This window comes from Ideonella livida, assembly GCF_010499455.1.
GTDB classification, from domain to species: Bacteria; Pseudomonadota; Gammaproteobacteria; order Burkholderiales; family Burkholderiaceae_C; genus Ideonella; species Ideonella livida.
The window spans coordinates 79,172-104,613 of the sequence record NZ_JAAGOH010000012.1; the positions used below are offsets into that span (position 1 = coordinate 79,172).

General features: G+C 71.6%; 21 protein-coding genes. 8 read left to right on the forward strand and 13 right to left on the reverse strand.

Translation table 11 applies throughout. From position 1 onward, the window contains the following. Positions 1-41: 41 nt before the first annotated feature. From G3A44_RS11580 to G3A44_RS11595, 4 genes are all read right to left on the reverse strand, one after another. Positions 42-2,609, reverse strand: coding sequence for an AMP-binding protein (locus G3A44_RS11580; protein ID WP_163457680.1), 2,568 nt, complete (start codon positions 2,607-2,609; stop codon positions 42-44). Continuing rightward, a complete protein-coding gene (locus G3A44_RS11585) occupies positions 2,596-3,258 on the reverse strand; it encodes a thermostable hemolysin (RefSeq protein ID WP_163457681.1) in 663 nt (220 codons plus the stop codon). Before G3A44_RS11585 ends, G3A44_RS11580 begins: the two co-directional genes overlap by 14 nt. Continuing rightward, entirely contained in the window at positions 3,233-4,357 is a 1,125-nt protein-coding gene (locus G3A44_RS11590; protein ID WP_163457682.1) for an MBL fold metallo-hydrolase, read from the reverse strand. The genes G3A44_RS11585 and G3A44_RS11590 overlap by 26 nt, the downstream gene beginning before the upstream one ends. 281 nt (positions 4,358-4,638) lie before the next feature. Continuing rightward, positions 4,639-5,436, reverse strand: a complete 798-nt coding sequence (locus G3A44_RS11595; protein ID WP_163457683.1) for a TetR/AcrR family transcriptional regulator — start codon at positions 5,434-5,436, stop codon at positions 4,639-4,641. 295 nt (positions 5,437-5,731) lie between these two features. Between G3A44_RS11595 and fdhA the strand changes: the two genes are divergently transcribed. Next, the gene (gene fdhA / locus G3A44_RS11600; RefSeq protein WP_163457684.1) at positions 5,732-6,964 is read left to right on the forward strand and encodes a formaldehyde dehydrogenase, glutathione-independent; all 1,233 of its coding nucleotides are present in this window, start codon (positions 5,732-5,734) and stop codon (positions 6,962-6,964) included. Between the two features lie 215 nt (positions 6,965-7,179). Here the strand turns inward: fdhA and G3A44_RS11605 are convergent, their stop codons facing one another. From G3A44_RS11605 to G3A44_RS11635, 7 genes are all read right to left on the reverse strand, one after another. Then, a complete protein-coding gene (locus G3A44_RS11605; RefSeq protein ID WP_239061834.1) occupies positions 7,180-8,022 on the reverse strand; it encodes a formate dehydrogenase accessory sulfurtransferase FdhD in 843 nt (280 codons plus the stop codon). A 210-nt stretch (positions 8,023-8,232) separates the two neighbouring features. After that, a complete protein-coding gene (locus G3A44_RS11610) occupies positions 8,233-8,592 on the reverse strand; it encodes a hypothetical protein (RefSeq protein WP_163457686.1) in 360 nt (119 codons plus the stop codon). A gap of 44 nt (positions 8,593-8,636) precedes the next feature. After that, complete coding sequence (locus G3A44_RS11615; protein ID WP_163457687.1) at positions 8,637-9,773, reverse strand: formate dehydrogenase subunit gamma; 1,137 nt, start codon at positions 9,771-9,773, stop codon at positions 8,637-8,639. A 41-nt stretch (positions 9,774-9,814) separates the two neighbouring features. After that, on the reverse strand, positions 9,815-10,087 hold the full coding sequence (locus G3A44_RS11620) for a hypothetical protein (RefSeq protein ID WP_163457688.1): 273 nt from the start codon (positions 10,085-10,087) through the stop codon (positions 9,815-9,817). After that, on the reverse strand, positions 10,084-10,716 hold the full coding sequence (fdh3B, locus tag G3A44_RS11625) for a formate dehydrogenase FDH3 subunit beta (protein WP_163457689.1): 633 nt from the start codon (positions 10,714-10,716) through the stop codon (positions 10,084-10,086). Before fdh3B ends, G3A44_RS11620 begins: the two co-directional genes overlap by 4 nt. A 25-nt stretch (positions 10,717-10,741) precedes the next feature. Further along, complete coding sequence (locus G3A44_RS11630) at positions 10,742-13,759, reverse strand: formate dehydrogenase subunit alpha (RefSeq protein WP_163457690.1); 3,018 nt, start codon at positions 13,757-13,759, stop codon at positions 10,742-10,744. A 131-nt stretch (positions 13,760-13,890) separates the two neighbouring features. Then, positions 13,891-14,118, reverse strand: a complete 228-nt coding sequence (locus G3A44_RS11635; RefSeq protein ID WP_163457691.1) for a formate dehydrogenase — start codon at positions 14,116-14,118, stop codon at positions 13,891-13,893. A gap of 273 nt (positions 14,119-14,391) precedes the next feature. On the opposite strand from G3A44_RS11635, the gene G3A44_RS11640 reads away from it, so the two are divergent. The 7 genes from G3A44_RS11640 (at position 14,392) to mobA (ending at position 22,901) form a co-directional block, all read left to right on the forward strand. Beyond that, entirely contained in the window at positions 14,392-15,813 is a 1,422-nt protein-coding gene (locus G3A44_RS11640) for a sigma-54-dependent transcriptional regulator (RefSeq protein ID WP_163457692.1), read from the forward strand. Beyond that, positions 15,800-18,007 (forward strand): cache domain-containing protein, encoded by a 2,208-nt coding sequence (locus G3A44_RS11645; RefSeq protein ID WP_163457693.1) that lies wholly within the window; start codon positions 15,800-15,802, stop codon positions 18,005-18,007. The genes G3A44_RS11640 and G3A44_RS11645 overlap by 14 nt, the downstream gene beginning before the upstream one ends. 108 nt (positions 18,008-18,115) lie before the next feature. Next, on the forward strand, positions 18,116-18,640 hold the full coding sequence (locus tag G3A44_RS11650; protein ID WP_163457694.1) for a DUF3305 domain-containing protein: 525 nt from the start codon (positions 18,116-18,118) through the stop codon (positions 18,638-18,640). Between the two features lie 40 nt (positions 18,641-18,680). Next, positions 18,681-19,373 carry a DUF3306 domain-containing protein gene (locus G3A44_RS11655; protein WP_163457695.1) on the forward strand — a complete coding sequence of 231 codons (693 nt, stop codon included), beginning with the start codon at positions 18,681-18,683 and terminating at the stop codon, positions 19,371-19,373. Next, entirely contained in the window at positions 19,370-21,607 is a 2,238-nt protein-coding gene (locus tag G3A44_RS11660) for a 4Fe-4S dicluster domain-containing protein (RefSeq protein WP_163457696.1), read from the forward strand. Before G3A44_RS11655 ends, G3A44_RS11660 begins: the two co-directional genes overlap by 4 nt. 14 nt (positions 21,608-21,621) lie before the next feature. Next, positions 21,622-22,257 carry a TorD/DmsD family molecular chaperone gene (locus G3A44_RS11665; RefSeq protein ID WP_163457697.1) on the forward strand — a complete coding sequence of 212 codons (636 nt, stop codon included), beginning with the start codon at positions 21,622-21,624 and terminating at the stop codon, positions 22,255-22,257. Between the two features lie 14 nt (positions 22,258-22,271). Further along, on the forward strand, positions 22,272-22,901 hold the full coding sequence (gene mobA / locus G3A44_RS11670; protein ID WP_163457698.1) for a molybdenum cofactor guanylyltransferase MobA: 630 nt from the start codon (positions 22,272-22,274) through the stop codon (positions 22,899-22,901). A gap of 21 nt (positions 22,902-22,922) precedes the next feature. Here mobA and G3A44_RS11675 read toward each other — a convergent pair whose 3' ends face one another. Both G3A44_RS11675 and gtfA read right to left on the reverse strand, forming a co-directional pair. After that, a complete protein-coding gene (locus tag G3A44_RS11675) occupies positions 22,923-23,891 on the reverse strand; it encodes a LysR family transcriptional regulator (protein WP_163457699.1) in 969 nt (322 codons plus the stop codon). Positions 23,892-23,958: 67 nt separating this feature from the next. Next, entirely contained in the window at positions 23,959-25,437 is a 1,479-nt protein-coding gene (gtfA, locus tag G3A44_RS11680; protein ID WP_163457700.1) for a sucrose phosphorylase, read from the reverse strand. Positions 25,438-25,442: the final 5 nt, after the last annotated feature.

Here is a 25,442-nt window from a genome sequence, read left to right on the forward strand (position 1 = left end):
GCGTGGGGCCGGCAGCCCGCGGGCCTGCCGGGCCGAGGGGGTCAGAGGTAGCTCAGGGCGTTGAAGATGCGCCGGCTGGGGTCGTCGATGGCGCGCCGGCCATGCATGACTCGGGTGTTGTCGATCAACACCACGTCGCCGGTCTGCCAGTCGATGTTCTCGGTCAGGGCCTCGGTGACCTGCTGCACCTCGGCCAGCAGGTCAGCCGGCAGCGCGCGGCCATCGGCAAAGGTGATGCGCGGACGCTCGTAGTGGTAGGACGGGCCCAGCAGGCTGTTGGCAAAGGCCAGACCGTCACCGAACAAGGTGGTGTGCACCGCGCCCACCTGGAAGCGGTACTGGATGGCGCCATCGGCCTCCAGGCTGATGCGGGTGCGCTGCGGGTCCCCGGCCTGCGCCACCAAATCGTCCACGGTGATGTGCGCCAGCGGCTTGGCCCCGCCCAGCATGTGGAAGGCAAAGCGCTTCCACTTGTCCTCCTCCACGCGGCGGCTGTAGACGATGTCCTGCTGCAGGAAGGCCTGGCGCGCAGGCGCGCTCAGGGCCGCCCAGACCCGCTGGCCGTCGCAGACGGTGGTCTGGGAGCCGGTCCTCGGCCCTTGCTCGCAGTAGAACCAACACAGGTCTGGCATGAAGGGGCTGTTGCCGTTCTCGCAGTGCAAGCCCACGGCGTCCAGGCCGGCGTCCACTTTCTGGGCCACACCGCCCTGGCCGCCAAAACTGCGCGCAGGATCCAGGGTGATGCGGCGGCTGAGGCGGCGCACCAGGTCGCTGAAGTCATCCATGGTGGGGCCGTAGCCCCGCAGCAGCACAAAGCCGGCCTGGGCCAGCCGCGACAGCAGCGGTGCCGGTGCCAACGCCTGCACCGAGGACCCGGGCGGGGCCAGCAGCAACAGGCCGCGACTGCCGGCATGGCCGGCCTGGGCTGACAGGGGCGACACCTGCGCGGGCAGGTCGGTAGCCCACGGCGCGGCAGACTGCAGGGCGGGTTGCGGTGCCCCGCGCATCGCCGGTGCTGCGCGGTCTTCTGCGGTCCCCTTCGGGGCACCGGTCGCGCCGGCCAGAGGCGCCAGGTACTGCGCCCAGATCTGGTCACGGCGCGGCCGGCCGGTGACGGTGAAGCCCTCACGCTGCACCTGCGGCCCGGCGGGCACCAGCACCAGGCGCTGCGCCCGCTCCACCTCCGACAGGTGTTCCTGGCCAAAGCGCTCGATGGCCACCTGGGCGGCTTCCAGGGTCCAGCCCGGCGCCACCACAAAGAAGCCACACACGGCGGGCAAGCCCTCGCCAAACAGTACGGCCTGTTCCACACACGCCAGCGTGCGGTAGCGGGACTCCACCCATTCAGGCGCGACGTTGCGGCCATGGGCGGTGATGAAAACGTTCTTCAACCGGCCCTTGACGGTGATGAAGCCCTCAGCGTCGATCTCGGCCAAGTCCCCGGTGTGCAGCCAACCCTCGGCGTCCACCCCGCAGCTGGACGGGTCGCCGCCGTCATAGCCGGCAAACAGCGAGCTGCTGCGCACCAGCAGTTCACCGGCGGGCGACAGCCGCACCTGCACATGGTCCAGCGCCTGCCCCACGGTGCCGGCCTTGAAGTGCCCGGGTGCATTCCAGGCCACCACCGAGCTGTTCTCGCTCAGGCCATAACCCTCATGCAGGGTCAGGCCCAGCGCGGCCAGTTGGGCCAGGGTCTGGGACGCCACCGGGGCGCCGCCGCAGGCCATGAAGGGCGGACGGGCACGGCCAAACAGGCGCTCGCTGCGCTGCACCGTGTCCTCCAGTATGTGGGTCTGGGCGGCGGCCAGCAGCGCCTCCACCATGGAGGGCGGCAGGGTGAGCGCCGAGGGCCGGGCCTGGCGCAGGCAGGGCAGCAGGGCCACCGGCGTGCCGCCCAGCTCGCCCAACAGGGGTATGGAGTCGGGTGGAAAAACCAGCGTGCCTCCGTCCAGCAGCGTGAGGTACACCGCGGTGACCTGCTCGATGAGCAGGCTCAGGGGCACCAGCGAGAAGGATCGGGCGTAGGCCCGCGCCGGCGCCCGCCGGCGCAGCGAGACCAGCAGGTCCGACAGGCCCTGGCTGCGGATGCGCACCCCCTTGGGCAGGCTGGTGGTGCCAGAGGTGTGGATGACCTTGCACACGTCGTCTTCGCGGGTCCAGCGGCGGCGGGCCCGCACAGTGTCACGGCTCAGCAACTCGTCCAGGTCTACGTTCAGCACGGCGGGCGGGCGGCGCCCCGCCCAAGCGGGCGAGGCGAGCCAGGCGTTCAGCCGCGCCTGCCCGGCGCGGTCTACCAGGCAAAGGTCTACCGGGGCCAGCAGGTGGTGCGCCTGCTCGGCGCTGAAGGCCAGGGGCACTGGCACCTCCACCGCGCCGGCGATCAGCAGGGCCAGGTCGGCCACCACCCATTCCGGACCGTTGGCCATGACCAGGCCCACCCGGGGCGAGACGGCCTGGGCGGGCAGCAGCGCTGTGAGTTGCTCGGCCGCGGCGTGCACCTGGGCATAGGTGCACGCCCGGGCGGGCGCGCCGCCCAGGCCCTGCACCTCCAGCATCAGCGCGCCAGGGTGGTCCAGGCAAGCCTGGATGAGTTGTTCATGCAAAGGCATGGGGAGTCTCCGGTTGGCGTTGGGGTTGGGGCTGCGGCTCGGCCAGCTGGACCACGGGGTTGAAGAAGCTGTAGCGCCCGGTGAAACGGCCGAACTGCCGGGACATCTGCTCCAGGCTGACGAAGCCCGTCTGCGGCGACTGGCGGTAGTAGGAGCCCCAGGCGGCCAGCGCCCCAGCGTCCAGCCGCTGCGGGTCGGCCTGCACCAGGGGCGTGAAGCAGATGCCCACGTCCTCAAACAGCGCGCGCAGCGGCCGCGTGGCCGTACACAAGATGTAGCGTTTGCCCAGGCACCAGCACAGCAGCGGCAAGGCCCGGATCAGTTCGGTGCCGGCGCGATAACTCACGGAAGCCAGTGCACCCACCTCCAGCACCGCCTCGCGGGCCACCGGTTGGCCCTCTTGCTGGCCAATGGCACGGTGGGCGGGGGTGTCCAGATAGGCTTCGGAGAACAACGGCGTCTGCCGGCTGAAGGTCAGGCCGGCGCAGGCCACGGCCCGTGGCTGCGGGCCGTCGTCTTCCAGGCAGACGACAAAGCGGTCGGGATGCGGATGGACGTCGGCGGCAAAGGCCTTGCGGTACTTTTCGCGGACGATGCGCACGGCGGCGTCCCATTCCGCGGTTTCAGGGGTGGCAACCTTGATCTGCACGATGAGGGGCTCCCATAGGGTTGGCAGGTTGGAGGTCAGAGGGGGAAGCGGAAGAAGCGGTGGGCCGCGCGGGCGGCAAGGGGGGCAACGGCACGGCCAGGGTTCGGCCCGGGGGTTCGGTGGTGAAGGCGTCGGCCGCCACACCTTGGCGCTCCAGGGCCTCGGCCAGCAGGTGCGGCGGCTCGTCCAGCGGCTCGGCGGTGAGCACAAACGTGCCCCAGTGGATGCCCACCGAGCGACGCGCCCCCAGGTCACGGTGGATGCGGACCGCCTGGTCCGGGTCCACATGCTTGTCCTGCATGAAGTCGCGCGGGCCGTAGCCGCCAATCGGGATGAGGGCCAGGTCAAACGGGCCCAGCCGCTGGCCAATCGCTTGAAACAGGGGCTGGGCGTAGCCGGTGTCGCCACCAAACCAGATCCGCTGGCCGTGGTGCTCCATCGCCCATCCGCCCCAGAGCGTGCGATCGGTGTCCAGCAAGCCCCGCCGCGACCAATGTTGGGTGGGGGTGAGCGTGAAGCGCATGTCGCCCACCTGGGTGCTCTGCCACCAGTCCAGTTCCACCACCCGGTGCACGCCCAAACGGGCGAACCAATCTCCAAGCCCCAGGGGCACCAACCAGCAGACCCGGTCGCCCAGGCGCGCCACGGTTTCGCGCTCCAGGTGGTCGTAATGGTTGTGCGAAATGAGCACCACCTGCAGCGTCGGCAGATCTTCCAGACGGGCTGGCGCGGGGGTGTAGCGGCGCGGGCCGATGAACGGCAGCGGCGAGGCCCGCTCCCCCAGCACCGGGTCGGTCAGCACGTTCATGCCCTGGCTCTGGATCAGCGCGGTGGCATGGCCCAGCCAGGTGACCTGCAGGGGATGCGCTGGCGCCTGCAGAAGCCCGCGGTCCAGGGGCGCCACGGCCAATGCGGCATGGGGCCCGGGCACAGGAAAGGGCGAGTCCCACCACTTCATCTTCAAGTAGGGCCACAACCCCTTGTGCACCGCAGCCTCACCGTGCAGGTTGCGAAAGCCCTGCCCGGTGTGGTGCGCCGGCACCCCGCCCGCTGAATCACCGTCACTGGCCAACGCCGCCAGGCCCAGCAGGGCGGCCAAGCCGCGCCGGCGATGCCCTGGGCCCCGTGGCGGACCGCCGGCCCCTGGCCGGGGCCGCCGCAGAAAACGATTCTCTTCAGTGGCGCGCACAGTTCCTCCCTCGGGGAGCCCAGCTCCCAAAGCAAGATGTCAATTCATGACGAAACGTCAAACACGGCCGCAGCCAAACGCGGGCTGCCCTGCCCCTCGCCTTGAGGCGCAGCGTCCACCCGCTGGCCGGCTCCCACACCGGCTCACATGGGTGTCAGCGTCTCGTCGGGCTCCGCACCGTGGGCAGGGCCTCAGGCCATCACCGGCCCGGCCGCGGCAGCCGTGTCCCGCGGCGTTGGCTCGGCCGTCAGCCTGAACACCTCACCCAGCCGGCGCCAGGTGTCGCGGTCGTCCTGCACGGTGGACAGGGGCGTCCAACCCATGCCGTCCAGCAGCAGCGTCACGTTGCGGCGGAAGGCTTCCGGGACTTCCAGCCGCCGGATGGAAGTGGCCTGTTGGGCAGACTGCAACAGCGCGGTGGTGCCAAAACTCACCGCCCAGTGGGCAAAAGAGATGTCGGCCACCGTGGTACCCGGTGGCAGGCGAAGGTCTCCCGCCGCCACCGCCTCACGGACCAGGGTGTCCACCCGCTCGGTCACCCGGGCCTCCAACCGCTGGCGGTCGGCCATGCGCCGGGCAGAGGTCTTCTCCACCACATGGGGCGACAGCCCCGTGAGCACACACATAAACAGCGTGGGATGACGCTGGGCGTACAGGTGGTACGCGTAATGCATGCCCATCATGCGTTCACGGGTGCTGCCTTCAAAGGCCTGCAGGGCGCTGAACATGGCCATCTGCATTTGCATACCCCGCACGCACAAAGCGGTGAACAGGTCTTCCTTGCTGGTGAAATGGTTGTAGACCGTGCCCTTGGAGAAGTTCGTACGGGTGGCCAGCTTCTCCAGCGTCAGCCCGGAAAAGCCCGACGCCTCCAGCATGTCCAGGGCGCAGTCCATGAACAGGCCTTCGCGCTGTTCCAGCTCCAGCTGTTTGCGCTGGGCGGTGCCGCGGAGGATGGCCGGGCGTGACTCGATGGTGGAGGTGCTCATGTCCGTGAGACGGGGGGACGCCCGTCAGCCCTGCTGAAGGAATGGGCACATTCTAGAAACTTTTGACTGATCGTCAAAATTTGATTGTTCGTCGTTGTAACGCCCAACGGCGGTGCGGCGCGCCTGCACCAAAGCGCGTCGCTCCTGACCAACTCCCTCGGGTTCGCCCTGCCAGAGTGCGCAGGCCGGCCCCCCGTGACACGGCGGTAGGGGGGTCCCCTGGCGTCGCCCGGTCCCTCCATCCGGGTCGGCAACGGTCAGCGCATCGCCGAGACATTCACAACAGGAGACAGCCATGTCATACAGCAACCGGGGCGTGGTCTACATGGGCCAAGGCCATGTCGAAGTCCAGCCCATCGCCTTTCCCGAGCTCGTCAACCCGTCCGGACGCGTCGCCCAACATGGCGTGATCCTGAAGGTGCTGACAACCAACATCTGCGGCTCCGATCAGCACATGGTGCGCGGCCGCACCACCGCGCCCACCGGCCTGGTCCTCGGCCACGAGATCACCGGCGAGGTGCTGGAGGCCGGCCGCGACGTCGAGACCCTGCGCAAAGGCGACATCGTCTCGGTGCCCTTCAACGTGGCCTGCGGCCGTTGCCGCACCTGCAAGGAGCAGCACACCGGCGTCTGCCTGAGCGTGAACCCCTCGCGCGCCGGCGGCGCCTATGGCTACGTCGACATGGGCGGCTGGATCGGCGGCCAGGCCGAGTACGTGATGGTGCCCTACGCCGACTTCAACCTGCTGAAGTTCCCCGACCGCGACCAGGCCTTCGAGAAGATCCGCGACCTGACGTGCCTGTCAGACATCCTGCCCACCGGCTACCACGGGGCGGTCACCGCCGGCGTGGGCACCGGCAGCACGGTCTACGTGGCCGGTGCCGGGCCGGTGGGTCTGGCCGCGGCGGCCTCGGCCCGGCTGCTGGGCGCGGCGGTGGTCATCGTCGGCGACATCAACCCGGCGCGCCTGGTGCACGCCCGCGCCGTGGGCTTTGAGACGGTGGACCTGTCGCAGGACGCCAGCCTGGGCGAGCAGATCGCGCAGATCCTGGGCACGAACGAGGTCGACTGCGCCATCGACGCCGTCGGCTTCGAGGCCCGCGGCCACGGCCATGCCGGCTCGCAGCAGGAGGCGCCGGCCGCGGTGCTGAACTCACTGATGGAGATCACCCGCGCCGCCGGCAAGATCGGCATTCCCGGCCTGTACGTCACCGAGGATCCGGGCGCCACCGACAAGGCCGCCAAGCAGGGCTCCCTCAGCCTGCGCCTGGGCTTGGGCTGGGCCAAGTCGCACAGCCTGCATACCGGCCAGACACCGGTGATGAAGTACAACCGCGGCCTGATGCAGGCCATCCTGTGGGACCGCCTGCGCATCGCCGACATCGTCGGCGTGCAGCTGATCGGCCTGGACCAAGCGCCCGAGGCCTATGCCGCCTTCGACGCCGGCGCGCCGAAGAAGTTCGTCATCGACCCGCACGCGCAACTGACGGGCACGGCGGCGGCATCTCGGGTGGCTGAGCCGGCCTGACGGCAGGGCGGCGGAGCGCCGATGCGTCGGCGAATGCGGCCCCACCTGCTGCGGCGACCCGTGGGCAGGGTCTGGCGAGGGGACGGGCGTGGCGCAGTTCCCGTCCCCAACGTTCTACATGGCCCAGGTAACCCCCCCCGGATGCACCACGCCACGGCCCGCCGGACGGTGGAAAAGAGGGCGGCCACCCGGTCAGGCGGCCTGGGATCGGCCGCTTATTCCCGCCCCGCCACCACCCGCACCGCCGCAGGCTCAGGCAAGGGCTCGGAGTCAAAGCGCTCAAAGCCGCAGTAGCACAGGAAGTGCTTGTTGGCGGCGCGGCCGAACAAGGTCATGCCCAGGCGGGTGGCCAGGTCGTGGCCCATCTGGGTCACGCCATTGCGGCTGACGACGATGGGCACGCCCATGTGCGCGGCCTTCATCACCATTTCGCTGGTCAAGCGGCCGGTGGTGTAGAAGGTCTTGTCAGCACCGCCCACGCCGTGCAGCCACATCCAGCCGGCGATGGTGTCGATGGCGTTGTGGCGGCCCACGTCTTCGATGAAGACCTGCATCTGCTCGCCCTGGAACAGGGCACAGCCGTGCACCGAGCCCGCCTTGCGGTGGATGCTGTCTTGCTGGCGCATGGCCTCCAGCAGGCGTTGCAGCGTGCCCTGGCGGATGCGGGCCTGGTCGGGCGGTGGCAGGGTCAGGCCGTCCACCTGGTCCATCAGGTCGCCAAACACGGTGCCCTGGCCGCAGCCGGTGGTGACCACGCGGCGCGCGGTGCGCGCCTCCAGGTCGGCCACGCCGCGGCGGGTCTTGACGGCCGCCGCGCCCACCTCCCAGTCCACGGTGATGGAGTCGATGTCGGCCAGGTCCTGCACCAGGCGCTGGTTGCGCAGGTAGCCCAGCACCAGCATCTCGGGGGCGGCGCCCAGGGTCATGAGTGTGACCAGTTCGCGCTTGTCCACAAAGACGGTGAGCGGCCGCTCGGCCGGGATGTGCAGGGTGCGGCGCTGGCCGTACTCGTCCAGGATCTGGATCTCGCGCAGCAGGGGCTCGCGCGCGTCGGTCATGCGCGGGGCGCCGGGCGGCAGGGCCAGCCGCAGGGCATGGCCGTGCACGGCGTCGACGGGGTCGCCGGCCACCACCGGGCGGGCGGTGGCCTCGGACGCGGGAGTCTGGCGGTTGACGGCGACGGGGGCCATGGCGGCGTGCTCCTGAAGGACGCGGTGAGGGGCGGCGGAGGGGCGCTCCGGCGGGGCTCAGGCTGGGCGGACCGCCGTTCAGCCCTTCTTGGCGGCCGAGGCGGCCGCCGGGGCAGCGGGCGCAGCGGTGGCGGTGGCCGCCGGGGCGCTGGCTGGGGCCGGCGGGGTGTAGACGAAGGGGCCGGGGTCGGCGCAGGCGGGGGTGTCCACCTGGGCGCCCGGTTCCTTGCCGGCCTTCTTGGCGTCGGCGCGGTAGCGCTCGGCCACCTTCTCGCGGCTCTTGCAGAGCTGGAAGTCGGCCACCTTGTTGCCGTGGGCGGTCTTGGCGGCGGCCTCGGCGGCCTTGGCCTTGGCCTCGTCACTGAGGGCGGGCAACTTGGCCGAGACGCCGACGGCGCCCATCACCAGGGCCAGGGAGAGCAGCAGCGTGCGGATCATGGGGGTTCTCCTGTGTTCTCGGGATGCGGCCGCGGCCGGGCGCCTCAGGTGCGGGCGGGCTGGCCGCCCGGGGCGCCAGGTCCGGCAGGCTGGCTGCGCTGGGCGGGGATCTTGCCGGCCTGGATGTCGTCGTACCAGAGCTCGTGGTGCTCCTTGGCCCAGGCCTCGTCCACGTAGCCGGTCTTCATGGCGCCGTAGGCCCCCTTGACGCCGACGGTGCCCATGTAGATGTGGCCGGCCAGCAGGGCCATCATGAGGATGGCAGCCACGGCGTGCACCATGTGGGCGATCTGCATCTCACCGCGCAGCTCGCCCCAGCCGGGGATGAGCTTGTCCAGCACCAGGCCGGAGGCCACCACGATGAGCCCCGGCACGGTGACGCCCCACCAGAACATGCCCTTCTCGCCGGCATTGAAGCGGTGCGAGGGCACTTCCTTGTCACCCAACATGCCGCCGGCCTTGGACAGCCAGATGAAGTCGGCCTTGTTGGCGATGTTGTCCTTGATGAAGGTGAGGATGACGATGAGCAGCGAGACGGCGAACAGCGGCCCGACCAGGTTGTGCGCGGTCTTGAGCAGGTAGGTGAGCCAGCCGAACAGGGTCTGGCCCAGCACCGGGGCGAGCACATACTTGCCGAAGGCCATGGTCAGACCGGAGACGGCCAGCACGGTGAAGGCGCCGGCGTTGGCCCAGTGCGCCGCCCGCTCAAAGGGGGTGAAGCGCTCGATCTTGCGGCCGGTGTCGGGCAGGTGGCCGCCCAGGCTGCCCTTGGTCTTGTAGAAGATGGCCAGGGCCAGGGCGACGATGAACAGCAGCGCCCCGCCGTAGGGCAGGATCCACTGGTTGCGCACCTGCCGCCAGGCCTCGCCCGCGGTGGTGCGGGCGGAGCCGGGGTACTGGGCCATGGACTGGATGAGCACGCCCTTCTCGGCACCGGGCAGCGAGCTGTAGCCGGCCTGCTGGCCGGACTCGCGCACGCTGCGCCAGTAGGGGGCGTTGTTGCCGGGCTGGCTCTTCTGGCGCTCGGCCTGGCTCTCGTCCGGCCGGGGTTCGGTCTGGGCCTGGGCAGCCGAGGCCGCGGTGGCGGCGGCAGGCGCAGGCGCGGCGGCACCACTCTGGGCCTGGGCGGACGGGCCCAGGGCCAGCAGGGCCAGCACCAGGGTGGGGATCAAGCCTCGCATGGCGGCTCCTTGTTCCGGGTTGCGGCGCGGGGCGGTGAGGCTCACTGCGCGGCCTGGCCCACCGGGGCGGCGGGGGCGCGGGTGTACTCGTTCTGGCCCTGCCCGCGGGTGCGGATCTGGGTCTGCCAGCTGGTGGCGTCTCCAGCCTGCCAGCCCGGGGCGGTGTAGGCGCTGCCGGTGCCGGTGTGGGCGGGGGTGTCGCTGCGCTTGGCCGCCGGGGCGGGGGCCTTCTCGCTGCAGGCGGTGGTGACCAGGGCCAGGGTGGCGGCGGCCAGGGCGGAGCCCAGGCGCAGGGCGGAGGTGCAGCGCTTCACGACTGGCCTCCTTGCTTGGCGGGCGCGGCGGTGGCGCCGCCGGCGGGCTTGCCGTAGGCGGTGCCCCAACCCCAGATTTCGCTGCCCTTGTTGCGGGTGATGACGCGGGTGCGGAAGATGTCGGCCACCACGTCGCCGTCGCCACCCAGCAGGGCCTTGGTGGAGCACTGCTCGGCGCACAGCGGCAGCTTGCCTTCGGCCAGGCGGTTGCGGCCGTACTTCTCGTACTCGGCAGCGCTGCCGTTGTCCTCGGGGCCGCCGGCGCAGAAGGTGCACTTGTCCATCTTGCCGCGCAGGCCGAACGTGCCGTTGCTGGGGAATTGCGGCGCGCCGAAGGGGCAGGCGTAGCTGCAGTAGCCGCAGCCGATGCACACGTCCTTGTCGTGCAGCACCACGCCTTCGTCGGTGCGGTAGAAGCAGTCGACCGGGCACACGGCCATGCAGGGTGCGTCAGAGCAGTGCATGCAGGCCACCGAGATGCTCTTCTCGCCGGGTTGGCCGTCGCCCAAGGTGACGACGCGGCGGCGGTTCACGCCCCAGGGCACGTCATGCTCGGCCTTGCAGGCGGTGACGCAGCTGTTGCACTCGATGCAGCGCTCCGAGTCGCAGATGAACTTCATTCTTGCCATGGTGGATCTCCGTCTCGGTCAGCGTTCAGGCCACGTCACGCACGATCTGGCAGACCGTGGTCTTGGTCTCCTGCATCATGGTCACGCTGTCATAGCCGTAGGTGGTGGCGGTGTTGATGGCCTCGCCGCGCACCACGGGCATAGCGCCCTGCGGGTAGTGCGCCGCCATGTCCAGCCCCCCCCAGCGGCCGGAGAAGTGGAAGGGCATCCACACGGTTTCGGCGTCCACGCGCTCGGTCACCAGGGCCTTCATGCGCAGGCCCTTGAAGCCTTCCACCGCGGCCATGGGCGGGGTTTTGACCCATACCCAGTCGCCGTTGCGGATGCCGCGGTCATTGGCGGCGCGGGGGTTGATCTCGACAAACATGTCCTGCTGCAGCTCGGCCAGCCAGGGGTTGGAGCGGGTTTCCTCGCCACCGCCCTCGTACTCCACCAAGCGGCCGCTGGACATGATGAGCGGGAAGTCCTTGCCGATGTCCTTGGCCTTGTCCTGCACCGTCTTGTAGAGGGTGGGCAGACGCCAGAAGGCCTTCTTGTCGTCGTGCGTCGGGTACTTGGCCACCAGGTCGGCACGGGTGGAGTACAGCGGCTCGCGGTGCTTGGGCACCGGGTCGGGGAAGTTCCACACCACGGCGCGCGCCTTGGCGTTGCCGAAGGGGTGGCAGCCGTGCTTCATGGCCACGCGCTGGATGCCGCCCGAGAGGTCGGTCTTCCAGTTCTTGCCCTCAGCGGCCTTTTGCTCGGCCTCGCTCAGCTCGCCCCACCAGCCCAGCTTCTTGAGCAGGATGTGGTCGAACTCGGGGTAGCCGGTGGTCAGGTCCGCGCCCTTGCTGTGCGAGCCGTCGTTGGCCAGCAGGGAGACGCCGTCGCGCTCCACGCCGAAGTTGGCGCGGAAGTTACCGCCGCCGTCCATCACATGGCGGCTGGTGTCGTACAGGTTGGGCGAGCCGGGGTGCTTGATCTCGGGGGTGCCGTAGCAGGGCCAGGGCAGGCCGAAGTAGTCGCCGTCGAGCTTGTAGCCGGTCTCGGCGTCCACGCCGCCCTTGGCGCGCAGCGTCTTGACGTCAAACACATGCATGTTGCGCATGTGGGCCTTCAGGCGCTCGGGGCTCTGTCCGGTGTAGCCAATGGTCCACAGGCCCTGGTTGATCTCTCGCAGGATGGACTCGGTCTCGGGCTCCAGCATGCCGCCCTTGCCCTTGACCATCTTGTAGTTCTTGACCAGTTCCTTGCCAAAGCCGAGCTTCTCGGCCAGCTGGTACATGATCATGTGGTCGGTGCGGCTCTCCCAGAGCGGCTCGATGACCTGCTCGCGCCACTGGATGGAGCGGTTGGAGGCGGTGCAGGAGCCCGAGGTCTCGAACTGGGTGCAGGCCGGCAGCAGGTAGACCGCGCGGTTCTTGTTCAGGTCGGCCGGGTTGCCGGGCATGGCGGCCATGGCGGCGGTGGCGCTGGGGAAGGGGTCGATGACCACCAGCAGGTCCAGCTTGTCCATGGCCCGCTTCATCTCCAGGCCGCGGGTCTGGGAGTTGGGCGCATGGCCCCAGAAGAACAGGCCGCGCAGGTTGCTGTCCTGGTCGATCAGCTCGTTCTTCTCCAGCACGCCGTCGATCCAGCGCGAGACGGTCATGCCCGGCTTGGTCATCATGGCCGGCGAGGCGTAGCGGCCCTTGATCCAGTCGTAGTCGGCGCCCCAGACCTTGGCAAAGTGCTTCCACGAGCCTTCGGCCAGGCCGTAGTAGCCCGGCAGGCTGTCGGGGTTGGGGCCCACGTCGGTGGCGCCCTGCACGTTGTCATGGCCGCGGAAGATGTTGGTGCCGCCGCCGCTCTTGCCGATGTTGCCCAGCGCCAGCTGCACCAGGCAGGACATGCGCACGATGGCGTTGCCGATGGTGTGCTGGGTCTGGCCCATGCACCAGACGATGGTGCCCGGCCGGTGGTCGGCCATCAGCTTGGCGATCTTGTAGGTGGTCTCGCCGTCCACGCCGCAGGCCTCTTCCACCTTCTCAGGCGTCCAGACGGTGAGGGCCTCCTCGCGGATCTTGTCCATGCCCCAGACCCGGTCGTCGAGGTACTTCTTGTCCTCCCAGCCGTTCTTGAAAATCTGGTGCAGCAGGCCGTAGAGGAAGGGGATGTCCGAGCCCGAGCGGATGCGCACGTACTCGTCGGCCTTGGCCGCCGTGCGGGTGAAGCGCGGATCCACGACGATGACCTTGCAGCCGTTCTCCTTGGCATGCAGCAGGTGCAGCATCGACACCGGATGCGCCTCGGCGGCGTTGGAGCCGATGTAGAGCGCCGCCTTGGCGTTCTGCATGTCGTTGTAGGAGTTGGTCATGGCGCCATACCCCCACGTGTTGGCCACGCCGGCCACGGTGGTGGAGTGGCAGATGCGCGCCTGGTGGTCGGTGTTGTTGGTGCCCCAGTACGACACCCACTTGCGCATCAGGTAGGCCTGCTCGTTGTTGTGCTTGGACGAGCCCACAAAGAACATCGAATCCGGGCCGCTCTCCTGGCGCAGCGCCATCATCTTCTTGCTGATCTCCTCGTAGGCCTGGTCCCAGCTGATGCGCTGGTACTTGCCGTCCACGAGTTTCATCGGGTAGCGCAGGCGGTACTCGCCGTGGCCGTGCTCACGCAGAGCGGCGCCCTTGGCGCAGTGCGCGCCCAGGTTGATGGGCGAGTCGAACACCGGCTCTTGCCGAACCCACACGCCGTTCTCCACCACCGCATCCAGCGCGCAGCCCACGGAGCAGTGGCCGCAGACCGTGCGCCGCACCACCGGCTTGGCGCCACCGGTGCCGGTGGCCACGGTGGTGCTGGCGGCCTCGGCCTTCTGCACCAGGGTCAGCTGCGAGGCGGCGATGCCGGCACCCACGCCCAGGCCCGAGCGGCGCAGGAAGGCACGGCGGTCCAGCGTGGGCATGGCCCGGCCGACGCTGCGCGCCAGGCTGGTCACCAGCGGGGAATGCTGGGCGCTGGCGGCGGTGCGGGCCAGGGCCTGCGCGTCGGCCGCGGCGGCGGGGGGTCGGCGGGTCAGCAGCATGTGAACTCCTGCGAACGGAACAGCCGCCAGGGCGCGGCAGGCGCGGGCGGCGGGGGATCGGATTCAGGCGGACCGGCAAGGTCCGCCGCGGGGCGGGCAGCGTGGGCCGCGGCGTGGGGGCCGCGCGGCGCTCAGACCCGGGCGGTCTGGTAGTAGCGCTGCACGTGTTCGGACAGGCGGTAGCCGCCGCCGGCCTCGGGTGGCTCGGCCGGGGCGGCCGCCGCCACCGGGGCGGCGGACTGCACGCCCGGCAGCACGGCGGCCGCCGCGGCCAGGGCACCCACCGTGCCGGCGCCGGCAAACAGGCGCCGGCGGGCCAGGGGGGTCGAAGCGGTCTTGGGGTCTTGGGGCTGGCTCATGGGAGGTCTCCAGGGCTGGCAGCGGGCGGGGCCTCCGCCGAGCGTCGGGTCGTGACGCATGTCAACATATGAAGCGCGCTGCAAAGCTGGGGGGCATTACCGCCCAGGGCAAACCCTTTGGCAATACGCGCCAACCCCGGAAAAGCGCGACAAGTTGTCGCAACCCGCAGGACAAGTTGACGCAGCCCTGCCAAGCTGACGCCAGCGCCTGCCAGACCCGCCGCCGCACCGGCTCCCGCCGTGCGGGCGGCCCCTCCGCTCCCGCCTCACGCCATGACCCTCACCGCCGACGCCGCCCCCCTTCCCGCCGACCACTGGCCCCTGGCCAGCGTGCTGGTGGTCGATGACGAGCCGGGCATGCGCAGCTTTCTGGAGAAGGCCCTGGCCGGCCGTGTGGGCCAGGTGCGGGTGGCCGCCCAGGCCGATGAGGCCGACGCCCTGGTGCGCCGCCACCGCTTTGACCTGGTGATCCTGGACATCACCCTGCCCGGACGCAGCGGCATCGCCTGGCTCAAGGAGCAACGCGAGCAGGGCCAGGGCTTCGAGGCGGTGCTCATCACCGCCTTCGCCGACCTCGACACCGCCATCGAGGCCCTGCGCGCCGGCGCCAACGACTTCATCCTCAAGCCCTTTAGGCTCACGCAAATGCTCAACGCCGTGCGCCACGGCCTGGAGCGCGCCAGCCTGCGGCGCGAGAACTTCCTGCTGCGGCGCACCGTGTCGCAGCGCACCCCCACGGCCGATGGCCTGGTGGGCTCGTCCATCGCCATCCGCGGCCTGCAGGCGGCCATCCACCGGGTGTCCCAGGTGCACAGCACGGTGCTGCTGACGGGGGAGTCGGGCACCGGCAAAGAGCTGGCCGCCCTGGCCCTGCACCGCCACAGCGCCCGCGCCGGCGGGCCTTTCGTGCCGGTCAACTGCGCCACGCTCTCGCCCGATCTGGTGGAGATCGAGCTCTTCGGCCAGGCCGCGCGCGCCACCCCCGGCGGGCGGGCCGGCCGCGACGGCCTGTTCGTCTACGCCCAGGGCGGCACCCTGTTCCTCGACGAGATCGGCGACCTGCCGCTGGCCCTGCAGGCCACCTTGCTGCGGGCGCTGGAGGAGCGGCGCATCCGCCCGGTGGGCGGCGAGCAGGAGATCCCGGTGGACGTGCGCATCATCGCCGCCACCCACCGCCCCCTGGCACAAGAGGTGGCCGCCGGCCGCTTCCGCAAGGACCTGTACTACCGCCTGCAGGTGGTGGAGATCAACCTGCCGCCGCTGCGCTCGCACAAGGAGGACATGGCCGAGCTGGTGGCGCACTTCATCGACACCCTGGCCCCGCAGCTGGGCGTGCCGCCCATCGAGGTGACAGGCGACGAGCTGGCCTTTCTGGGGCAGTACGACTGGCCGGGCAATGTGCGCGAGCTGCGCAACCTCATCGAGCGCTCGCTGATCCTGGGCGCGCTCAACGTCTCGGCCCTCTACCCCAGCCTGCCGCGCGCCCCCGCCACCGGCTTGGGCGGTGGCGGCGCGGTGGCCGGCGTGGGGGTCGGCGGCGCCCCCACCGACCTGCACACCCTGGAGAAGCAGCACATCCTGGCGGTGCTGGAGAGCGTGGGCGGCGACAAGACGCAGGCCGCACGCCTGCTGGGCATCTCGCGGCGCACGCTGGAGCGCCGCGTGGCCGAGTGGGGCCTGCATGCTGCTGACTGAGCAGGCCCCAGGGCAGCGCCGCCGCAGCGGGCGACTGGCCAGGCTGCCCATCCGCAGCAAGCTGCTGATGCTGGTGCTGGTGCCGCTGGGCGTGGTGCTGCCGCTGCTGGGCCTGCTGCTGCTGGGCTGGAGCAGCGTGGCGCTGGACCGCCTGCTGGTGGCCAAGGTGCGCGCCGACCTGGCGGTGGCCCACGGCTACTTTGAGCGCCTGCAGGCCCGGGTGGGGGCCAGCACCCGGGCGGTGGCCGAGTCCCACGCGCTGCACCTGGCGCTGGATCAGGCGCTGGACCCGGGCCGGCCGCCGCCGCCGGGGCGGGCCGCCAACGCCCTGCCCCCGCTGCCCGAGCTGCTGGCCCACTGGCGTGAGCGCGAGGGCCTGGACTTTGCCCAGCTGCTGGGCCCGGACGGCCGCCCCCTGGCCCATGACGCCGGCCTGGACCTGCCGGCCCTGCCCCTGCCGGCGGGGCAGGACGGCCCGGCCGCCGCCCAGCTCGTGGTGCTCTCGCCCCAGGCGCAGGCCGCCCTGCCGCCGGCGTTGCGCGCACGGGTGGCGGTGGCCCTGCGGCCCACCGACGGCGCCCAGCCCAGCGCGCGCACCCAGGAAGACCGCGCCCTGCTGCTGTTGGCGCGGGTGCCCGTGCGCCCGCAGCCCGGGGGCGCCGTGCGCGGCCACCTGCTGGCCGGCGTGCTGCTCAACCGCAACCTGGACTTCATCGACCAGCTCAACGACATCGTCTACCCCGCCGGCTCCCTGCCCTGGGGCAGCCATGGCACCGCCACCCTGTTCCTGGACGACGTGCGGGTGAGCACCAACGTACGCCTGTTCGGCCAGACCGAGGCCTCCGCCGCCCCGGAAGACGCGCCGGGCGCGCGGGCCGCCGGCAGCAGCGCCCGGCCGCCCACGGGCGAGCGCGCCATCGGCACCCGCGTCTCGGCCACCGTGCGCCAGGCCGTGCTGGACCGCGGCGACACCTGGCTGGACCGGGCCTTTGTGGTCAACGCCTGGTACGTCTCAGGCTACCTGCCGCTGGCCGACGCCCAGGGGCAGCGCGTGGGCATGCTCTACGTGGGCTTTCTGGAGCGGCCCTTCACCTGGCTCAAGTACGGCGTGCTGGCCGGCATCGGCCTGGTGTTCTTCCTGGTCATGACCGGCGCGGCCTGGGTGTGCCTGCGCTGGGCCCGGCGCATCGCCCATCCGCTGGAGCGCATGAACGCCGTCATGCAGCAGGTGGAGGACGGACAGGGCGGTGCGCGGGTGGGACCGGTGGGCGATGCCGACGAGATCGGCCACCTGGCCGCCCACTTGGACCACCTGCTGGACGTGGTGGCCGACAAGACCGCCGCCCTGGAACGCTGGAACGCCGCGCTGGACGCCAAGGTAGCCGAACGCACCCGCGAGCTGCAGGAGCGCACCCACACCCTGCAGGAGCGCACCGACGAGCTGCAGGCCACCCAGCGCCAGCTGCTGCGCCAGGAGAAGCTGGCCGCCGTGGGCCAGCTCACCGCCAGCATCGCCCACGAGGTCAACAACCCCATCGCCGTCATCCAGGGCAACCTGGACCTGGCGCGTGAGCTGCTGGGCGCGCAGGCCCGCCCGGTGCAGGCCGAGCTGGACCTGATCGATCGCCAGATTGAGCGCATGCGCCTGATCGTCACCCGGCTGCTGCAGTTCGCCCGCCCCGGCGACTACGCGGGTTATGTGGAAGCGGTGGACCTGGCCCAGGCGCTGGACGACGCCCTGGTGCTGGCCGGTCACCACCTGAGCCAGCACGGCATCGCCGTGCAGCGCCGCGACGGTGCCACCCGGCCCGCCCCGCTCAACCGCCAGGAGCTGCAGCAGGTGCTGGTCAACCTGCTGGTCAACGCCGCGCAGGCCATGCCCACCGGCGGCGCCCTGAGCCTGGAGACCGCGGACTGGGGCGCCCACGGCGTGGTGCTGCGGGTGGCCGACACCGGCCCTGGCCTGCCCGCCGACCTGCTGGACCGCCCCTTCCAGCCCTTTTCCACCCGCAAGCCCGAGGGCACCGGCCTGGGCCTGTGGATCAGCCACAGCCTGCTGGAGCGCTACGGTGGCGAGCTGCGCGCGGCCAACCGCCCCGGGGGCGGCGCCGAGCTCAGCGTCTGGCTGCCCGGCGAGGGCACCACGCCCGCCAGCGTGACGGATCCGACACCGGCGGATCCCGACAAACCCTGAGCCCCGGCCCGCCAGCCACCCCTTGCGACAGCTTGTCGCAACCCGGCCCGTAGACTGATCCGCACGGGTGCAACGCCCGTGCCCCCCTGACCGCACGCCCCTTCCGCCATGGACGCCCCCACCGCCGCCGACCCCCCCCACCACGCCGCCGCTCCCCGCCCCAGCCTGCGGGTCGCCGTCGTCATGGAACGCCTGCGCGCCCCCAGCGCCTGGGAAGACTGGCGCCACCGACTGGCCGAAGTGCTGGTGGACGAGGGCCAGTACGGCAGCGCCCCGCGGGTGCTGCGTGACGATGGCCAGACCCGTCAGACCCTGTTCCCCGGCCTGGAAATGAGCCTGTGGCGCGACGAGGGCGAGGGCTACTACCTCAACCTCAGCAGCGGGGCGCCGGTGTGGTTTGTCATGTGGCGGGTGGACGACGAAGACCCCTCCCGCGCCTGGCCCGAGCTGGTCACCCTGTCCTACAACGAGGCCGGCCGCCTGCTGGATGCCCAGGAGCGCGTGGACAACCACCCCCTGCCCGCCCCGCTGCAGGCCTGGCTGCAGGCCTTCACCGACGAGCACTACCGGCCCGAGCCGCGCAAGCGCCGCCGCCCCGTCTCCTTCCAGGAACCCGGCCAGCGGGGCGGCTGATCGCCCGCCGCCGTCCCGCTCCGCTCTGCCCGGCCCCGACATGCCCTCCACGCCCGACCCGCGCCGCCCCGCCGACGACGACACCGGCGGCGGCTTCTTCTCGCGCTGGTCCCAGCGCAAGCAGCAGGCCCGCCACGGCCAGCCCCTGGCCGAACCTGCCCCGGCCCCGGCCCCCGCCCCGGCCCCCACCGCCGCCGCTGCCGTGCCGGTGGCCGCCGCCACCCCGCCGGCGGCCCCCACCGTGGCCGCCCCCCCGGCCCCCCCGGCCCCCACCGCCGCCGACCTGCAGGCCCTGGACGCCGGCGACCCCGCCGCCGACTTCAGCCGCTTCATGCAGCCCGGCGTGGATGGCGCGCTCAAGAACGCCGCGCTGCGCAAGCTCTTCACCGACCCCCACTTCAATGTGATGGACGGCCTGGACGTCTACATCGAGGACTTCGGCCAGCCCGACCCCCTGCCGCCCGGCATGCTGGCGCAACTGGCCGGTGGGGACTTCCTGGGCCTGCGCCAGCCTGAACCCGCCCCCGGGCAGCCCACGCCCGGGCACGGCGCCGAGCCCCCCCGGACCGCCGCGGACACGGCCGCCGACCCGTCGCCCACGCCGCAGGACGTCACCCAGAACGTCACCCCGGACGACCTGCCGCCGCCCGACGCCCTGGCGCCCCGGACCGAGCCGGCCACCGCCGACCCCGCCGCCCCCCCCGATTTCCCCTCTCCCCGCCCGTCCCCATGAAAACCCTGCTCTGCGACTGCAACCGCACCCAGCCCCTGGACGGCCCGGCCCTGTCCCGCGCCCTGGCCGCCACCCCGGGCGCCAGCGCCGACGGCACGCAAACCGTGCACAGCCTGCTGTGCCGGCGCGAGGCCCCGGCCTTCCAGCGCGCCGCCAAGAGCGGCGAGGAGCTGCTGGTGGCCTGCACCCAGGAAAGCCGCCTGTTCCTGGAGCTGGCCCAGGCCACCGAAGGCGCGCCCGGCCTGGCCGAGCGGCCCATCCGCTTCGTCAACCTGCGCGAGCGCGGCGGCTGGAGCCGTGACGCCGCCCAGGCCACCCCCAAGCTGGCCGCCCTGCTGGCCACCGCGCAGCTGCCGCCGCCCGAGCCGGTGCCCGGCGTGGGCTACCGCTCGGCCGGCCGCACCCTGGTCATCGGCCCGGCCGGCGCCGCTGTGGCCGCCGCCGCCCTGCTGGCCGACGCGCTGGACCTGACCCTGCTGACCGACGGCCCCGACCCCACCGGCCTGCCCCAGCAGCGCGACTGGCCGGTACACACCGGCCGCCTGCTGCGCCTGCAGGGCTGGCTGGGCGCCTTTGAGGCCGAATGGGAAAGCCACAACCCCATCGACGCCGAGCTTTGCACCCGCTGCAACGCCTGCGTGGCCGCCTGCCCCGAAGGCGCCATCGACCTGAGCTACCAGATCGACCTGGCCCGCTGCGGCAGCCACCGCGACTGCGTCCAGGCCTGCGAGGTGGCCGGCGCCATCGACTTCCAGCGCACCCCGCTGCGCACCACCGAGTCCTTCGACCTGGTGCTGGACCTGCGGGAAGCGCCCGCCTTCAGCCAGCACCAGCCGCCGCAGGGTTATGTGCACCTGCCCCCGGGCCGGGGCGAGGCCCAGCGCCTGCAGGCCCTGCTGGCCCTGCGCGGCCTGGTGGGCGAGTTCGACAAGCCCCGCTTTGTGCGCTACACCCAGCGCCTGTGCGCCCACAGCCGTAACGAGAAGACCGGCTGCACCGCCTGCATCGACGTCTGCTCCACCTCGGCCATCCGCAGCGAGCCCAGCCGCAAGGGCCAGGCCGGCACCAAACCGCCGCGCGGCCCCGCCGCAGCCCAGGCCCCGCTGCAGCTCACCGGCGGCGCCGTGGTGGTGGACCCGCACCTGTGCGCCGGCTGCGGCGCCTGCACCACCGTCTGCCCCAGCGGCGCCCTGGCCTTTGCCGCCCCCGACCTGGCCTGGCAGGGCCAGCGCCTGCGCACCCTGCTGGGCACCTACCAGCGCGCCGGCGGCCGTGACGCCCTGCTGCTGATCCACAGCGAGGGCGACGGCGCCCGCCTGCTGGACGACCTGGGGCGCGCCGCCCGGCTGGACCCTGACCTGCACGGCCTGCCCGCCCGCGTGCTGCCCCTGCCCGCCTGGCACACCGCCAGCCTGGGCCTGGAGGTCTGGCTGGCCGCTTTTGCCATGGGCGCCGCCCAGGTGCGCGTGCTGCTGACCGGCGAAGAGGCGCCTGAATACCGCCAGGCCCTGGGTGAGCAGATGGCCCAGGCCCAGGCCCTGCTGCACGGTCTGGGCTGGCACGGCGAGCACCTGGGCCTGCTGGAGGCCCGTGACGCCCGCGACCTGGCGGACCTGGACCGCGCCCTGCGCGGCCCCACGGCCCAGGGCATCGGCCGGCCCCAGTCGCCCGCCCTGCCCAGCGCCAAGCGCGACGCGCTGGAGCTGGTGCTGGGCCTGCTGCTGGAGCAGGCCCCTGCCCTGCATCCCCAGGCCGCCCCGGCGCCGGAGGCCATCGCCCTGCCCGCCCGCGGCGCCCTGCTGGGCAGCGTGCAGGTGGACACCCAGCGCTGCACCCTGTGCCTGTCCTGCGTGGGCGCCTGTCCCGAGGGCGCGCTGCTGGACAACCCCGACCGGCCCGAGCTGCGCCTGTTGGAGAAGAACTGCGTGCAGTGCGGCCTGTGCCAGCGCACCTGCCCCGAGCAGGCCATCACCCTGCAGCCGCGCCTGTGGCTGGCCCAGGCCGGCCAGGCCCGGCGCCAGCCGCGCGTGCTGGCCCAGACCCAGCCCTATGGCTGCATCCGCTGCGGCAAACCCTTTGGCACCCTGCAGGCCGTGGAGGCCATGCTGGGCAAGCTGGCCGGCCACCCCGCCTTCCAGGGCGAAGCGCTCAACCGCCTGAAGATGTGCGGCGACTGCCGGGTGATCGACCAGTTCAGCCGCCCGCACGAGCAGACCCGCATCACCGACCTTTGACGCCCCCTCGCCCCATGACCCCTCAAGCCCTGAGCTTCAACGCCCCCGGTGACGCCGAGGAACTGGCCCGCGCCGAGCTGTACGGCCTGCTGGCCCGCCTGTGGTGGGCCCCGCCCGACGAGGCCTTGATGGCCCAGTTCCGTGTGGCCGTGACCCAGGCCCCGCAGCCCGGCGGCTTTCTGGAACACCCCTGGGAGCGGCTGGTGGCCGCCGGCCGCGCCAGCACCGTGGACAGCGCCAGCGCCGCCTTCGAGGCCCTGTTCGGCGGCGTGGGCAAGCCCGAGGTGCTGCTCTACGGCAGCCACCACCTGGCGGGCTTCCTCAACGAACAACCCCTGGCCGACCTGCGCGCCGACCTGGCCCGCCTGGGCCTGGCCCGCGACCCCCAGCGCGGCGAGACCGAGGACCACCTGAGCTTCGTCTTCGAGGTCATGCGCTACCTCATCGCCGGTGACGACGTGGCGGTGTGCAACCTCACCCAACAGCAGGCCTTCTTCCGCCGCCATGTGCAGACCTGGGTGGAACGCTGCGGCGAGGCCGTGGCCAGCCACCCGCTGGCCCAGGACAGCGCCGGCTTCTACGCCGCCCTGGCCGCCCTGACCACCGCCTTCATGCAGGTGGAGACGCAGGCCTTCGACCTGATCGACTGAAGGCTCCGCCCGCCATGACCCTGACACCCCCCTCCCGAGACGACATCACCGGCCTCATCCTGGCCGGCGGCCGCGGCAGCCGCATGGGCGGCGTGGACAAGGGCCTGCAGAACCACCAGGGCATGCCCCTGGCCCTGCATGCCCTGCTGCGCCTGCAGCCCCAGGTCGGCCAGATCCTGCTCAATGCCAACCGCAACCTGGCCGCCTATGAGTCCTTTGGCGTGCCCGTCTGGCCCGACGCCCTGCCCGACTACCCCGGCCCCCTGGCCGGTTTCATGGCCGGCCTGGCCCAGTGCGAGACGCCCTGGCTGGTGACCGTGCCCTGTGACAGCCCGCGCTTTCCCGCCGACCTGGTGGCCCGCCTGGCCCAGGCCGCAGCCGCAGCCGACGCCGAGGTGGCCCTGGCCGCCACCCGCGAGCCCGACGGCAGCCTGCAGCCGCAGCCGGTGTTCTGCCTGCTGCGCGCCGAGCTGCTGGACAGCCTGAACCGCTTCATCGCCTCCGGCCGGCGCCGCATCGACGTCTGGACCGCCCAGCACCGCCAGGTGCTGGTGCCCTTTGACCAGCCCCACGACGACCCCGACGCGTTTTTCAACGCCAACACGCTGGAAGAACTGCGGCTGGGGCCGCGGCACGCGGGCTGAGCGCGTGCCCTGGCCTGCGCCTCAGTCCCGCAGGCCGGCCAGCATGGGCCAGTCGCCCCCGTCGGCCTCGATCTGGGCGTCCATGCGGCGCACGGCGGCGCGGAACAGGTCACGCAGCCACATCAGGCCGGGGTCCTGGCTGCGGTAGCGGTGCCACTGGAGGCTCTGCGGCATGGCCGGCAGGTCCACCGGCACCGGCTTGACCACCAGGGGCCAGGCGCCCTGCAGGGCGTGGGCCATGCGGGCATGCACGGTGGCGATGGCATCGGTGCCCACCACCATGGCCGGCAGCGGGCCAAAGGCGTGGGTGAGCACGCCATAGCGCCGCTGGATGCCGGCCTGGCGGATGAGCATGGCCTCATAGGACTCGCTGGCGGCGCTGAGCTGCGGGGGCACCATCATCACGTGGCGCGCGTTCTCATAGCGCATGCGGGTGAGCGTGCCCTGGGCCAGCACGCTGCCCGACCACACCACGCAGACAAAGCGGTCCTCCAGCAAGGTCTCGCTGGGGTGCTCGGGGGAGGTGTAGCGGTGCGGGATGATGAGGAAATCGGCCTCGCCCCGTTCCAGGTCGCGCTGCGGGTTGTTGACCTGCGGGCGGAACTCGATTTCGGCCGTGCAACCCTGGGCCTGGGCCAGGGTCATGAGATGCGGGCCCAGGATGAGCTGGGTGTAGTCCGAGGCGATGACCTTGAAGCGCCGGTTGCTGCGCGCGGGGTCGAACTCGGGCTGGATGGCGATGGTGGAGTCCACCCGCATCAGCACGTCACGCACCGGTTCGCGCAGGCTCTCGGCGCGGGGGGTGGGCTCCATGCGGCGGCCCACCTGCACCAGCAGCTCGTCGTCAAAGTATTCGCGCAGGCGGGCCAGCGCGTTGCTGGTGGCCGACTGGCTGAGGTTGAGCCGCTCGGCCGCCCGGGTGATGCTGCACTCGTCGAGCAGCGCGTCCAGGGCGACGAGGAGGTTGAGGTCGAGCTTGTTGAATCGCATGGGGGCGCCGATGGTAGGCGCTGGGCCGATGGGCCTCAAGGGTGGTGGCCCTGCCCCCTTTCCCGCCTTAGCCCAGCCAGGGCAGCAGGGCCTGCAGGTCCAGGCCGGCGTCGCTGGCGTCCAGGTGCAGGCGGCCCTGGGCCAGGTCGGCGGTCAGGGTGGCGTGGTGGGCGCCTTGCGTCCAACGCAGCTGCAGGCGCTGGCCGTCCAGCAGGCGGTGCACGCAGGTGCCGGCAAAGGCCGGGTGGCGGTTGCGCAGGGCGATCAGCGCCAGCTGGGCCTGCACCACGGGTTGGGCCAGGGCGGCGTCCACCTCTTCGGGCGTGTAGTGGTGGCGGTTGATGTCACGCCCCACGCGGGTCTGGCGCAGCAGGTCCATGTCGTTGCGGCCGGCCAGCAGGCCCACGTAGTACACCTGCGGCACCCCCGGGGTGAAGAACTGCAGGGCGCGGGCCAGCAGGTAGCGGCGCGGGTCGGCGCCCAGGGCGTCGTAGAAGGTGCAGTTGACCTGGTAGAGGTCGACGTTGGAGGCGGCCGCACCGGTGGCCTCACGGCTCTGGCCGGCGCAGTTGTCGTGCATCCAGTCCACCAGGCGGTCCAGCTCGTCGTCGGGCACCAGACCGGGCAGGCGCTGGGCACCGGCGCCCGAACCGCCAATGTCGATGATGCCGATGCCATCATGGGTGTCGAGCACGGTGATGGCGTTGTGCGGGCGGATGTCCAGCCAGTGGGCCAGGCGGTCGGCCCGGCCAAAGCACAGGGCATGCAGCACCAGCGGTGGCAGGGCGAAGTCGTAGACCCAGTCCACTTTTTGGGCGATCTCCACCTGCTTGGCAAAGTGCGAATGCACCTCCACCAGCACCTCCAGGCCCAGGGCGCGGCCGCGGGCGGCGAAGGCGGCGATGAAGTCGAAGGTCTCGGGCAGCATGAAGCTGCTGGTGCCGGCCTTCTTGACGGCGTAGCCCACGGCGTCCAGCCGGATCATGGAGATGCCGGCGTCGGCAAAGGTGCGCAGGATCTCGTCCAGATAGGCCTGCCCGGCGGGCGTGGCCACGTCGATGTCCATCTGCTGGGCGGTGAAGGTGGTCCACATCAGCCGCTTCTGCCCGCCGGCCGTGACCGCCGTGAAGGGCAGGCCGGGGCGCGGCCGGTACAGGGCCAGCAGGTCGGCCTCGGTGGCGCCCTGCGGGAAGACGCTGGCCAGCGACAGGAACAGCCCGGCGTAGGCAGAGGCCTCGCCCCGCGCGAGGAAGTCCTGGAACTGCGGCGAGGCCGAGGACATGTGGTTGACGATGACATCGGCCATCAGCGGCACATCGGCCGCCAGGGCGCGCACATCGTCCCAGCCGCCCAGGGTGGCGTCCACCTGCAGGTGGTCGATGGGGTCGAAGCCGGCGTCAGCGCCGTGGATGGAGTGGAAGAAGGGCAGCAGGTGGACGCCGGCAAAGACGCCGGGCAGGCGCTGGCGCAGCAGGGCCTGCAGGCCGCGCAGGTCGCTGCGGCCGAATCGGTCCACATAGGTGATGAGCTGGACGCCGTGGTTCATGGGGT

What these genes read in the sequence shown, in the direction of transcription:
- G3A44_RS11580 (WP_163457680.1), bottom strand. Translation starts at nt 2,609, where the DNA reads ATGCCTTTGCATGAACAACTCATCCAGGCTTGCCTGGACCACCCTGGC.
- G3A44_RS11595 (WP_163457683.1), bottom strand. Translation starts at nt 5,436, where the DNA reads ATGAGCACCTCCACCATCGAGTCACGCCCGGCCATCCTCCGCGGCACC.
- fdhA (WP_163457684.1), top strand. Translation starts at nt 5,732, where the DNA reads ATGTCATACAGCAACCGGGGCGTGGTCTACATGGGCCAAGGCCATGTC.
- G3A44_RS11605 (WP_239061834.1), bottom strand. Translation starts at nt 8,022, where the DNA reads ATGACCGACGCGCGCGAGCCCCTGCTGCGCGAGATCCAGATCCTGGAC.
- G3A44_RS11610 (WP_163457686.1), bottom strand. Translation starts at nt 8,592, where the DNA reads ATGATCCGCACGCTGCTGCTCTCCCTGGCCCTGGTGATGGGCGCCGTC.
- G3A44_RS11615 (WP_163457687.1), bottom strand. Translation starts at nt 9,773, where the DNA reads ATGCGAGGCTTGATCCCCACCCTGGTGCTGGCCCTGCTGGCCCTGGGC.
- fdh3B (WP_163457689.1), bottom strand. Translation starts at nt 10,716, where the DNA reads ATGGCAAGAATGAAGTTCATCTGCGACTCGGAGCGCTGCATCGAGTGC.
- G3A44_RS11630 (WP_163457690.1), bottom strand. Translation starts at nt 13,759, where the DNA reads ATGCTGCTGACCCGCCGACCCCCCGCCGCCGCGGCCGACGCGCAGGCC.
- G3A44_RS11635 (WP_163457691.1), bottom strand. Translation starts at nt 14,118, where the DNA reads ATGAGCCAGCCCCAAGACCCCAAGACCGCTTCGACCCCCCTGGCCCGC.
- G3A44_RS11640 (WP_163457692.1), top strand. Translation starts at nt 14,392, where the DNA reads ATGACCCTCACCGCCGACGCCGCCCCCCTTCCCGCCGACCACTGGCCC.
- G3A44_RS11645 (WP_163457693.1), top strand. Translation starts at nt 15,800, where the DNA reads ATGCTGCTGACTGAGCAGGCCCCAGGGCAGCGCCGCCGCAGCGGGCGA.
- G3A44_RS11650 (WP_163457694.1), top strand. Translation starts at nt 18,116, where the DNA reads ATGGACGCCCCCACCGCCGCCGACCCCCCCCACCACGCCGCCGCTCCC.
- G3A44_RS11655 (WP_163457695.1), top strand. Translation starts at nt 18,681, where the DNA reads ATGCCCTCCACGCCCGACCCGCGCCGCCCCGCCGACGACGACACCGGC.
- G3A44_RS11660 (WP_163457696.1), top strand. Translation starts at nt 19,370, where the DNA reads ATGAAAACCCTGCTCTGCGACTGCAACCGCACCCAGCCCCTGGACGGC.
- G3A44_RS11665 (WP_163457697.1), top strand. Translation starts at nt 21,622, where the DNA reads ATGACCCCTCAAGCCCTGAGCTTCAACGCCCCCGGTGACGCCGAGGAA.
- mobA (WP_163457698.1), top strand. Translation starts at nt 22,272, where the DNA reads ATGACCCTGACACCCCCCTCCCGAGACGACATCACCGGCCTCATCCTG.
- G3A44_RS11675 (WP_163457699.1), bottom strand. Translation starts at nt 23,891, where the DNA reads ATGCGATTCAACAAGCTCGACCTCAACCTCCTCGTCGCCCTGGACGCG.
- gtfA (WP_163457700.1), bottom strand. Translation starts at nt 25,437, where the DNA reads ATGAACCACGGCGTCCAGCTCATCACCTATGTGGACCGATTCGGCCGC.